Here is an 11,844-nt window from a genome sequence, read left to right as displayed (position 1 = left end):
AATCTGAGGCGAGAGTGCCTCGGGACCGGCCCGTCCAGTATCCGCCGTGAATTCACCGGCGCCGACATGCTGATGTGCAAGCTGATGCGAAAGAGGGGAACTCATGGCCAACGCAGCTTCTGAGCCCGCCAACGCGACACCGTCGTCGCAGGGCAAACCCGCCAAGAAGAAGGACCGCACCCACCTTCTCTACATCTCCGTGATCGTCGCCGTGATCGCCGGTGCCGTCCTGGGTCTGGTCGCCCCCGACGTCGCGGTGGCGCTCAAGCCCGTGGGTACGGCATTCATCGCGCTGATCAAGATGATGATCGCGCCCGTGATCTTCTGCACCATCGTGCTGGGCGTGGGTTCGATCGCCCAGGCAGCCACCGTGGGCAAGGTCGGCGGCATGGCTCTGGCGTACTTCCTGACCATGTCCACGTTCGCCCTGGCCATCGGCCTGGTGGTGGGAAACATCATCCACCCCGGCAGCAACCTGGACATGAGTCAGGCAACCTACGAGGTGCCGGCCACCGCGGATGCCGCGCACAGCGGTAGCAGTGAAGAAGGCGGCATGGTCGGCTTCCTGCTGGGCATCATCCCCACCACGCTGCTTTCCGCCCTGACCGACGGCAATATTCTGCAGACCCTGTTCATCGCCCTGTTGGTCGGCTTCGCCCTGCAGGCCATGGGCGAATCCGGCAAGCCCGTGCTCAAAGCCGTGACCTACATCCAGGCGATCGTCTTCCGACTGCTCATGATGGTCATGTGGCTGGCCCCGCTGGGTGCCTTCGGCGCGATCGCCGCCGTGGTTGGTACCACCGGTGTGGATGCCATCACCTCGATGGTGGTGCTCATGGCGGCCTTCTACATCACGTGCGTGCTGTTCATCGTGGTGATCCTGGGGATCATGCTGAAGGTCGTGAGCGGGGTCAACATCTTCTCGCTCATGAAGTACCTGGCCCGCGAATACCTGCTGATCTTCTCCACCTCGTCCTCGGAAGCCGCTCTGCCGCGGTTGATTGCCAAGATGGAGCACTTGGGCGTCTCCAAGCCCGTGGTGGGCATCGTGGTTCCGACCGGCTACTCCTTCAACCTGGACGGCACCGCGATCTACCTGACCATGGGTTCGCTGTTCGTGGCCGACGCGATGGGTACGCCCCTGGCATTGGGGGAGCAGATCACGCTGCTGGTCTTCATGATCATCGCCTCCAAGGGTGCCGCCGGTGTCTCCGGCGCCGGTCTGGCCACCCTGGCTGCCGGCCTGCAGGCGCACCGCGCCGATCTGGTGGACGGCGTGGGTCTGGTGGTCGGCATCGACCGGTTCATGTCCGAGGCCCGTGCCCTGACCAACTTCTCCGGCAACGCCGTGGCTACTCTGGTGCTCGGCGTCTGGGTCAAGCAGGTCGACAAGCAGCGCGTCCGTGACGTCCTCTCCGGCCAGCTGCCCTTCGACGAGTCCAGCATGGCCGTAGATCCGCACGCCTCGCCCAACTCGGCCGAACAGGCCACCGAGGGCTACCCGGGCTCGAAGGTCTACTGACCCACCCTGGTTTCCCGCTGACCGGTGCGTTCGCCCGCCCATCATCAACGATGGGCGGGCGAACGCACCGGTCAGTGCTTGTTCAGGTGCTTGTCTCAGCCCTGGTCCGGGGCGGTCTCACCGGTTCTGCGCAAAACTGGCCCCGGCGGTAGTCTGGCCGGGAACGTGTGCGCCTGCCGCCACCGCCTTCCCCCGGTGAACCCGTGATGTCGCGGGTACGACGCCGCGCACACACACCAGACTTCCGAGATTCCGAGGAGAGTACGCGAGTGAGCAGCAAGAGCGAGGACCGGTTCCCGGAACTGGACGACGCCAGCGCGGGCAAAGTCGGCCCCACGGGTCGCCCGTTACGGACCTTCCCGGATCCTGCGCCCCTGGACTCTCACGGCCCTGCGCGGATCATCGCCATGGTCAACCAGAAGGGCGGCGTGGGGAAGACGACGTCGACCATCAACCTGGGTGCCGCGCTGGCCGAATGCGGGCGCAAGGTGCTCATGGTGGACTTCGACCCGCAGGGCGCGCTGTCCGCCGGATTCGGCGTGAACCCGCACGAGCTGGACCAGACCATCTACAACGTCATGATGGAACGCGGTGTGGACCCCTGGGACGTGATCCTGGAGACGGAGGTCGAGAACATCGACCTCATGCCCGCGAACATCGACCTGTCCGCGGCCGAGGTGCAGTTGGTCTCCGAGGTGGCCCGAGAACAGGTCCTGGCCTCCGCGCTGCGCAAGGTCGAGGAGCACTACGACGTCATCCTGATCGACTGCCAGCCCTCCCTGGGCCTGCTGACCGTCAACGCGCTGACCGCCTCCCACGGCGTGATCATCCCGCTGATCTGCGAGTTCTTCGCACTGCGCGCCGTCGCACTGCTGGTCGACTCGATCGAGAAGGTCCAGGATCGTCTGAACCCCAAGCTGGTGATCGACGGCGTGCTGGCCACCATGTTCGACTCCCGCACCCTGCACTCGCGTGAGGTGCTGGACCGGATCGTGGAGGCCTTCGGGGACAAGGTCTTCGACACCGTCATCAAGCGCACCGTCAAGTTCCCGGACGCGACGGTGGCCGCCGAACCGATCCTGTCCTTCGCCTCCAACCACCCGGGTGCGGAGTCCTACCGGCAGTTGGCACGGGAACTGATCTCCCGCGGCGGCGCGCCCTGATGACCGCACTGGTGGCCGAGGTGGATTCCGGTGAGCTGTCGCCGGGTCTGTCCTCCGGGTTCTCCGTGGAACTGGAGAACTTCGCCGGTCCGTTCGAGGTGCTCCTGGGTCTGATCGGCAAGCACGAGCTGGACATCACCACCGTCGCGTTGTCCGCGGTCACGGACGAGTTCATCGAGTACGTGCGGGCGCTGCGCCTGGAGAACTCCCCGGCGGCGCTCGACGCGGCCTCGGAGTTCCTGGTGGTGGCCGCGACCCTGCTGGATCTCAAGGCCGCTCGGTTGCTTCCCCGCGGGGAGGTCGACGACGAAGAGGACCTGGCTCTGCTGGAGGCCCGGGACCTGCTGTTCGCCCGCCTGTTGCAGTACAAGGCGTTCAAGGACGTCTCCCACCTCATGGCCGATTCCATGCGCACCGAATCCGCCCGGCAGGCCCGGTCCGTGCCGCTTGACCCCGAATTCGCGTCCCTGCTGCCCGAACTGGTGTGGCGCACCACGCCCGAGCAGTTCGCCGAGATCGCCCGGAAGGCGTTCGAGACCCGCGCCGAGATCCCCACGGAGGTCGGGACCGATCACCTGCACGGATTCGCGGTCACGGTTCGCCAGGAGGCCGAGGAGTTGCGGCTGCTCTTGGAGGACGGTGCGGAGCACGGTTTTCGTTCGTTGATCGCGCAGGCGGAGTCCGTGTTGGTCGTCGTCGTACGGTTCCTGGCGATTCTGGAACTGTTCCGGGACCGCGCCGTCGAGCTGCGGCAGGAGGCGCCCCTGGACGAACTGTGGGTCACCTGGACGGCCGACTCGGACTGGACCTCCGACCGGCTCTCCGACGAACACGACCGCCCGGTGCTTCCCGAGGACGACGCCGCGGCCGGACCGGAAACTGCTGCGGAGGTGGGCTCGTGAGCGCCGAACCGTCGACGGTCCCGGATCCGGACACCTTGCCCGGGGGACTGGCCGCTGCGTTGGAGGCCGTGCTCATGGTGGCCGATCGGCCCGTGAGCGACTTCGACCTGGCCGAGGTGCTGTCCGTGCCCGTGGCCGAGATCCGCGCGACCTTGGATTCCTTGCGTGCCGAGTACGACGGCGTGGGCCCGGCCGGCGGCGTCCCGCGCGGCTTCGAACTGCGCAAGGTGGGCGGTGGCTGGCGGTTCTACTCCCGCGCCGAATTCGCCCCCCTGGTCCAGGCCTTCGTCCTGGAGGGACAGACCTCCCGGCTGAGCCAGGCGGCGATGGAGACGCTGGCGGTCGTCGCGTACCGGCAACCCGTGAGCCGCGCCCGGGTGTCCGCGATCCGCGGCGTGAACGTGGACGGCGTGATCCGCACCCTGGTGGCGCGAGGATTGCTGGCTGAGGTGGACCGGGACCCGATCAGCGGCGCGTTGCTGTACGCGACCACCCCGTACTTCCTGGAGAAGCTCGGGTTGGACTCCCTGGAGGAGCTCCCGCAGATCTCCCCGCACCTGCCCGGCGTCGACCAGCTGGACGAGTTCCAGGGCTAGGCCCGCCGCCCCCTTCCCGCCCCGCCCTTCCCGCCCGCGCCCCGCGCACCTTTTCCCGTGCCCCTTTCCCCGCCAACCCCACCGGCCATTGCGACCACACCGCGTATGCGAGGTGTGATCGACAGCTAACGGTGTGGTCGGGCGCTGGAGGGTGGCTCGCGGTAGACTTGGGGCTTTGCTGCGCCCCGCAATCCCCGTCCCCTGGCGGGATCGTGCGGAAAGTCATTCACGACGACGGCGCCCCACGCGGTGCGGATGAGCCATCCCCCGCGCGAACTCCACCACAGACCTGAACAGGACAGTGAGACATGGCTGAGAACAGACAGAACAACAACCGCGGCGGACGCCCAGGTCAGGCCGGATCCGGCCGCGGACAGGGACGCCCCGGCGGCGGAGCCGGTGGTCGTTCCGGTGCGGGAGCGGGCAACCGCGCCGGCGGAAGTGCCGGACGTCCGGGTGGCAAGCCCGGTTCCCGCGGCCCCGCGGGGAAGGCAGGCCCGGGCGGCTCCGGGAAGTCCGGCCAGGGCAAGTTCACCGCCCCCGGCAAGAGTGGTCCGGGCAAGTCCGGTCCCGGCCGCAACGCCAAGGCCCCGGCGGGCAAGGCCCCCGCAGGCAAGGGACCGCAGCGCGGCGGCCAGCAGAGCGGTGACCGTCCCTACGCGAACACCGATCGCTACGGCCGCAAGATGCCGGACAAGGTGGCGATCTACGGACCGCACCGTCGTCGTCGTCCCAAGAACCCGCCCGTGGACCGCCTCGAGGTCCACGATGCCGAGGGCGTGCGCCTGCAGAAGCTGCTGGCCAACGCGGGAGTCGCGTCCCGGCGCGTGTGCGAGGAGATGATCTCCGAGGGGCGCGTGACCGTGGACGGTGAGGTGGTCACCGAACTCGGCGTGCGCGTGGACCCCAAGACCGCGGAGATCACCGTGGACGGCCTGCCCATCCAGCTGGACGACAAACTGGTCTACTACGCGTTCAACAAGCCCGAAGGCGTGGTCTCCACCATGGAAGACCAGGAGGGCCGCCAATGCATCTCCGACTTCCTGGTGCCACACCGTCACCAGCACCGCATCTTCCACGTGGGGCGCCTGGACATCGAGACCGAAGGTCTGCTGCTGCTGACCAACGACGGCGAACTCACCAACCGCCTCACCCACCCCTCCTACGAGGTCCCCAAGACCTACCTGGTGCAGGTCCGCGGCCCCATGGAGAAGGGCGTGGGCGATCAGATGAAGGAAGGGATCATGCTCGACGACGGCATCGCCAAGGTCGACTCCTTCCGCCTGGTCGACTCCGTCCCGGGGCACATCCTGGTGGAGGTCGTCCTGCACTCGGGTCGCAACCGCATTGTGCGTCGCCTCTTCGACGCCGTGGGGCACCCCGTGGAGCGGCTGGTCCGCACCCAGGTGGGACCGATCCGCATCGGCAACCAGAAGCAGGGCGTGGTCCGCGACCTGTCCAAGACCGAGGTGGGGCACCTGCTCGCCTCCGTCGGACTGAGCAGCTGACGTGGTCGCTGACGCAGGGCGGGACGCGGATTCCCTGACGGAATCGACGGAGCCTGAATCCTCGGTACCCGAATCAGCGACGACGGCGACCAACGCCCCCGTGGGCACGGTCCTGATCGTCGGCGCCGGGCTGTTGGGCGCCTCGATCGGCCTGGGACTGCGCAACCTGGGAGTCGACACCTGGCTGCGGGACGCCTCACCGACGGCGGAAGCCGTGGGGGAGGACATCGGCGCGGGCCTGAGCGAACGCGCCTGGCCGGGGCAGATGGGCGACCCGCAGCTGGTGGTCGTGGCCACCCCGCCGGATGTCACGGTGGACCTGGTGGCGGCAGCGCTGCGGGAGTTCCCGCACGCCGTCGTCACGGACGTGGCCTCCGTCAAGGGTGCCGTGCTGCGTGGGCTGGAAGAGGCCGGAGCCGATCTGGCCCGCTACGTGGGCTCGCACCCCATGGCCGGGCGGGAGAAGTCCGGGCCGGTGGCCGCACGCGGTGAGCTGTTCACCTCCATGCCGTGGGTCCTGTGCTCGGCCGAGCAGACAGCTCCGTCCACCCGCCGGCTGGTGAAGGCGCTCGCCGTGGAACTGGGTGCCACGGTCACCGAAATGTCCGCGCAGGAACACGACGACACCGTGGCCCTGATTTCCCACCTGCCGCAGGTCATGTCCTCCTTGCTGGCCTCCCGCCTGCAGGACACCGCCCTGCACCACCTGGCCCTGGCGGGTCAGGGGCTGCGAGACACCACGCGGATCGCCGGATCGGACCCGGGCCTGTGGGTGCAGATCCTCAGCGCCAATGCGTCCTCCCTGGTCCCGGCGCTGCACGGGGTGCGCGAGGACCTGGAACGCCTGATCACCACGCTGGAAGCACCCACCGCCCCGGGTGCGCGCCTGGACGTGGCCCAGCTGATCGCCGAAGGCAACGCGGGGCAGGCACGCATTCCGGGCAAACACGGCGGCGCGCCCAAGGCCTTCGCACAGCTGACGGTCCTGGTGGACGACATCCCCGGGACCATCGCGCACCTGCTCACGTTCATCGGGGAGATCGGCATCAACCTGGAAGACTTGCGCCTGGACCATTCACCCGGGCAACCGGTGGGTCTGGCAGAAGTGTCGGTGGAGCCCAACCGCCGGGACGAACTCGTGGAAGCTCTCACCGCAAACGGATGGAAGGTGGTCCAGTGACGGATCCAGTGCAGGTTGTCGTGGCGATCGACGGGCCCTCGGGTTCCGGGAAGTCCACGGTCTCCAAGGAGATCGCCCGCCGCTTGGACCTCGGCTACCTGGACACCGGGGCGATGTACCGGGCCGTCGCGTGGTGGGCCCTGGACCAGGGCGTGGACCTGAGTAACCCGGCTGCCGTCGTCGACGCCGCCCGCAACGCCCCCGTGGAGATTTCTACGGACCCGGACCGCCAGACCGTGCGCGTGGGGGAGACCGACGTGACGGAGGCGATCCGCACGCCCGAGGTGACCTCCCACGTGTCCTCGGTGGCCACCGTCCCCGCCGCTCGTGAGGTCCTGGTGGACCGGCAGCGGCAGGTGATCGAGGACTCTGGCCGCCGCATCGTGGCAGAGGGCCGGGACATCACCACCGTGGTGGCCCCGGACGCTGAGGTCCGCATCCTGCTGGTGGCCTCCGAACAGGCGCGCATGAACCGCCGCGGCGCCCAGCTGGGTGGATCGCAGAACGCCGACGCCTTGCGGCAGCAAGTGGTCGGGCGGGATGCCAAGGACTCCACCGTGGTCAACTTCTCCACCGCCGCCGACGGCGTGACCACCCTGGACAACTCCGAGCTGAACCTGGAGCAGTCCGTGCAGGCCGTCATGGACCTGGTCCTGCGCGCCGTTCCCGAACTTGCCTGATTGCAGGCCCCACACTTTTCGTAAAAGTCTTAGTGAGAGGAGGGTCCTCGATGACCGAGAACCCCACCCCCAACCTTGAACCGTGGCAGCGCCCGGTGGATCCCTACGTCGAGTCCGTGCTGGGAGGCGATGACGACGACGTCGTCGAGCGCCTCAGCGCCATCGACGACGACGAGGCCGACCAGCGCGCCGACGCCCTCCGTGCCGGTCTGGAGGACTACGACCTCGACGACGAGGACCTGGCTCTCCTGGGCGACTGGGACGACGACGAACTCGCAGCCCTGACCCGCAAGCCCGCACCCGTCGTCGCCGTGGTGGGTCGCCCCAACGTGGGCAAGTCGACCCTGGTCAACCGCGTGATCGGCCGCCGCGAAGCCGTGGTGGAGGACGTTCCCGGCGTGACCCGCGACCGCGTGTCCTACAGCGCCGAGTGGCTCGGCCGCCCGTTCACCATGGTGGACACCGGCGGTTGGGAGTCGGATGCCCGCGGGATCGACAAGACCGTGGCTGACCAGGCGGAACTGGCCGTGCAGCGCGCGGATGCCGTGCTGCTGGTCCTGGACACCGTGGTGGGGGTGACCGCCACGGACGAGGCCATCGTGAAGATGCTGCGCCGTTCCGGGCGTCCCGTGATCCTGGTGGCCAACAAGTGCGATTCACGGGCGCTGGAACTGCAGGCCACCGAGCTGTGGTCCCTGGGTATGGGGGAGCCGTACCCGGTCTCCGCGCTGCACGGCAAGGGCGCGGGTGACCTGCTGGACGCCCTGTTCGAGATCCTGCCCGAGTTCTCCCAGGTGGCCGAGCCTGAGGTGATCGGCGGTCCGCGCCGCGTGGCGCTGATCGGCCGTCCGAACGTGGGCAAGTCCTCCCTGCTCAACAAGTTGGCCGGGGCCGAGCGTGTGGTGGTCAACGAGTTGGCCGGCACCACCCGCGACCCGGTGGACGAGATGGTCGAGCTGGGTGGCCGCCCCTGGCGCTTTGTGGATACGGCCGGTATCCGCCGCCGCGTGCACATGCAGCAGGGCGCGGACTACTACGCCTCGCTGCGCACCCAGTCCGCGCTGGAACGCACCGAGGTGGCCGTGGTGCTTCTGGACGTCTCCGAGCCCCTGGCGGAGCAGGATGTTCGCATCCTGCAGATGGCCATCGACTCCGGCCGTGCCCTGGTCCTGGCCTTCAACAAGTGGGACCTGCTGGACGAGGAGCGCCGCTACTACCTGGACCGGGAGATCGAGAAGGACCTGGCCCACGTGGCCTGGGCGCCCCGCGTGAACATCTCCGCCAAGACCGGCTGGCACAAGGACAAGCTGGTCCCGGCCCTGGAGAAGTCCCTGGAGTCCTGGGACACCCGCATCCCCACCGGGCGCCTCAACGCGTTCCTGGGTGAACTCGTTGCCGCCCACCCGCACCCGCTGCGCGGCGGAAAACAGCCCCGCATCCTGTTCGGCACGCAGGCTTCGGCGCGGCCACCCAAGTTCGTGCTCTTCACCACCGGGTTCCTGGATCCGGGCTACCGCCGCTTCATCACCCGCCGCCTGCGGGAGACCTTCGGCTTCGAAGGCACCCCGATCGAGGTCGCCATGCGCGTCCGGGAGCGGCGTCCGCGCAACAAGCGCTGAGGCTTCCAGCCTTCACCACGACGGCGCCTCCTCCCACCCCTCTGATGTCAGGGGCGCGCGGGAGGGGGCGCCGTCGTCGTTTTTTGGTCCAGGTTGCCGAGATCATCAGAAAGTGCACCTTTTGCGCGTCAAGTTCACCAACGCATGATCTCGGCGGCGCTGCAAGGACGACGCCGCGCGGTCCCCTTTTCGTCATTTCAGCCGACGCCGCGGCTGCCAGCACCTTCCTAATCTCAGCAATGTACGAGCGTTGCTGAGATGACCGGGAAGCTGGTGAGGACATGCGGGATCCACAGATCCGCCGTGGTGGTGCCGTGGAGATCACGGCGTACGTGCTGGTGGCCAGTTTGCTGTGTGTGGCTGCGGCAGCACCGGCGCTGCTGGGGGTGATTCCCGGTGACATCGCAGGCCTGGTGGTGCCCGTGGCCCAACTGACACCCTTTCTGACAGCGCTGATCTTCTGGGCCGTCATGCGCCCGGGCACCTTCACCACTGCGTTCGCGATGCGCTGGTCATGGGCAGGTGTGGGAATCGGTGTGAGCGCCGTGGCTGTGATCAGTGCGGCCCAGTTGATTGCCGGGCTGACGGTGGGCGAATGGCAGGTGCGCCCTCTGGAGATGATCGTGCCCGCAGGGATTGCAGTGGTGCCGTTCCTGGTCCTGCAATCCGCTTTTGCCATCGGCGAAGAGCTGGGCTGGCGGGGATGGCTCGCCACGCGAACCGCCCGCTACCCCTTTGCTGCGGCAGCAACGGTGTCCGCCGTGGCATGGGCTTTCTGGCACCTGCCCGCAGTGCCGTTGATTGTTGTGGACGGTGATTGGCAGCGGGCTGCGGCTTATCTGCTGGCCATCATGTCCTGGGCGCCGTTCTTGCTGGCACTGCGCCAGCTCACGGGCTCCGTGTGGGCGGCCGTGGTGGCGCACGGAGCGCTAAACAGCATTCGGGTGTTCTTCACGCAGTCGGTGGCTTCCTCATCCTCTGTCTCCTGGCCGGTCGAAGCCATTGGCTGGGTGGCCTGGCTGGGTGCGGCGGTGTTGCTGGTTCACCTGGCTCGTCGACAGAGGCCACCGCTGGCGGGCAGACACTCAAGACCACTGACCGCCCAAGACATGCAGCAGTCCAGAATCCTGCCCAGAGAGTGCACCAACGCATGATCTTGACAGCGTGGGAGGGCGTACCGCTCTCACCGCCGGAAGCGCCTCACCGCGGCCGAGGCGTACCCGGACGCGGGGAGCAGTCCCGTCAGCGCCACCCGAGCGACCGGGTGCGCTGAGGCCTTGATCCACCGCACGGGCTCCAGGGAGTCCCGGACGGCCTGGGGCGCGTAGCCGAGCATGGTGCGCTGGAATGATGCAGTGGCTTCAGCGATTGTGACCTCACCGTCAGCGGCCCGTGCCAGTTCTGCGGTCAGGTGCGCGGCGTCGCGGATGGCGGTGGCCGCCCCCTGCCCACCTGTGGGAGGCATGGCATGGGCGGCGTCGCCCAGGGCTGTGACCGGCCCAGGTGCCCAAGTGGCAACGTTCAGAGGGTCGGCTGCCAGGAAGCGGAACGCACCCACGGATTGCGGGTTCGAGCGCTGAGGTAGTTGCTGAAGATCCCGTAGCCAACGACGCCGGCCCAACAGTTCCGCTGCGAGTTCAGCCAGGTGGGGGCTCGGTAGGTCTCGAAAGTCGCTCGGGAGTTGCTCCTCAGTGGCGATCATCCCCCAGATGACCACAGGTTCAGGCGGGCCTTCGGTGAGCCCAGTCCGGCCGTAGGAGATTTGCGGTGCATGCCAGGACGTGAAGAGGCCCACCCCGCCGGGGCCGACAGCCAGAGAGGGACGTTCACGCAGCAGGCCGTGGGAAGTGTGGGTCAGCGCGGATGTTGCCGTGCGACCAGCGATCCCCACCAGACCTGTTGGCCTGTTGGTGATACCGCCGGACAGTTGTTGGATCAGGGTGGAGTGCGCGCCATTGGCGATCACCAGCACGTCTGCATGGTGGACCTGGCCCTGACGCGTGTGAACGGTCACTTGACGTCGCGTGAGGTCGTAGGACGTGGCAGCTCGGTCAGTGAGAAGGTGAGGTTCCAGGCCCTCGGCCAAGATCCGTCGCAGTGTGATGCGATCGATGTCCAAGGACTCGCCCGTTTCAACTTCCCCGGCTGTGAGCAGTAGCTGCCCCCGCTGGTTGCGTACTGCCAGCTCGAATGCCTCAGTGCGAACGGATGCAGCCCTCAAATCGGCCATGCGTTCGGGTGGCAGAAGTTGGTGCAGAGCGCGGACAGCCATTGGCCCCAAATGGAGCTTGTAACCGCCCGTCCGAGTGAGATTGGTATCGCGTTCCAACACGTCTGTGTGGATACCGCGAAGGGTGAGCCCTTGGGCCAGGGCCAGGCCTCCAATGCCTCCGCCAACTACCACAACGCGCATGCCCGGAATCTAACAAGCGGGGTCTCCGGCGTCCACGGGTGCGCGCGGTTACACCCGGGACACGTCATGCTGGTATGAAGTACCCAGAGGGCTGAGTTTGGTGTGACACCGCACAAATAGATAGGTGTCACCGTAAGCTGGTGCCACTGCCGTCCCCACTCGACGATGAGTGGACCGGATGACCGCATGAAACTGCGTCAGGGACCTTGGGGTTCGTTCAACCACGACGACGCCCGGACCGGTCCCGTATAGAAGGAGTGC

The 11,844-nt window shown here is 67.6% G+C and carries 10 protein-coding genes; 9 read left to right on the top strand and 1 reads right to left on the bottom strand.

From position 1 onward, the window contains the following. Positions 1–103: 103 nt before the first annotated feature. From EDL96_RS04665 to EDL96_RS04625, 9 genes are all read left to right on the top strand, one after another. On the top strand, positions 104–1,522 hold the full coding sequence (locus EDL96_RS04665; protein ID WP_123824643.1) for a cation:dicarboxylate symporter family transporter: 1,419 nt from the start codon (positions 104–106) through the stop codon (positions 1,520–1,522). 269 nt (positions 1,523–1,791) lie between these two features. Then, positions 1,792–2,685 (top strand): ParA family protein, encoded by an 894-nt coding sequence (locus tag EDL96_RS04660; protein WP_123824642.1) that lies wholly within the window; start codon positions 1,792–1,794, stop codon positions 2,683–2,685. Continuing rightward, positions 2,685–3,587 (top strand): segregation and condensation protein A, encoded by a 903-nt coding sequence (locus tag EDL96_RS04655; RefSeq protein ID WP_123824641.1) that lies wholly within the window; start codon positions 2,685–2,687, stop codon positions 3,585–3,587. Before EDL96_RS04660 ends, EDL96_RS04655 begins: the two co-directional genes overlap by 1 nt. Next, positions 3,584–4,183 (top strand): SMC-Scp complex subunit ScpB, encoded by a 600-nt coding sequence (scpB, locus tag EDL96_RS04650; protein ID WP_233568685.1) that lies wholly within the window; start codon positions 3,584–3,586, stop codon positions 4,181–4,183. The genes EDL96_RS04655 and scpB overlap by 4 nt, the downstream gene beginning before the upstream one ends. Before the next feature lie 308 nt (positions 4,184–4,491). Continuing rightward, positions 4,492–5,691 carry a pseudouridine synthase gene (locus tag EDL96_RS04645; RefSeq protein ID WP_123824640.1) on the top strand — a complete coding sequence of 400 codons (1,200 nt, stop codon included), beginning with the start codon at positions 4,492–4,494 and terminating at the stop codon, positions 5,689–5,691. A 100-nt stretch (positions 5,692–5,791) separates the two neighbouring features. Then, positions 5,792–6,871, top strand: a complete 1,080-nt coding sequence (locus EDL96_RS04640) for a prephenate dehydrogenase (RefSeq protein ID WP_233568693.1) — start codon at positions 5,792–5,794, stop codon at positions 6,869–6,871. Further along, the gene (gene cmk / locus EDL96_RS04635) at positions 6,853–7,551 is read left to right on the top strand and encodes a (d)CMP kinase (protein WP_123824639.1); all 699 of its coding nucleotides are present in this window, start codon (positions 6,853–6,855) and stop codon (positions 7,549–7,551) included. The genes EDL96_RS04640 and cmk overlap by 19 nt, the downstream gene beginning before the upstream one ends. Before the next feature lie 50 nt (positions 7,552–7,601). After that, the gene (der, locus tag EDL96_RS04630; RefSeq protein ID WP_123824638.1) at positions 7,602–9,170 is read left to right on the top strand and encodes a ribosome biogenesis GTPase Der; all 1,569 of its coding nucleotides are present in this window, start codon (positions 7,602–7,604) and stop codon (positions 9,168–9,170) included. Positions 9,171–9,451: 281 nt separating this feature from the next. Continuing rightward, positions 9,452–10,324: a CPBP family glutamic-type intramembrane protease gene (locus EDL96_RS04625; protein WP_123824637.1), complete on the top strand. Its 873-nt coding sequence runs from the start codon at positions 9,452–9,454 to the stop codon at positions 10,322–10,324. 29 nt (positions 10,325–10,353) lie between these two features. On the opposite strand, the gene EDL96_RS04620 is transcribed toward EDL96_RS04625, so the two are convergent. Next, the gene (locus tag EDL96_RS04620) at positions 10,354–11,583 is read right to left on the bottom strand and encodes an FAD-dependent oxidoreductase (protein WP_123824636.1); all 1,230 of its coding nucleotides are present in this window, start codon (positions 11,581–11,583) and stop codon (positions 10,354–10,356) included. Positions 11,584–11,844 lie beyond the last annotated feature (261 nt).

The organism is Kocuria soli, from assembly GCF_003797835.1.
GTDB classification, from domain to species: Bacteria; Actinomycetota; Actinomycetes; order Actinomycetales; family Micrococcaceae; genus Kocuria; species Kocuria soli.
Note: the sequence above shows the minus strand (reverse complement) of the source record. Positions and strands in the feature narration are given on the sequence as shown.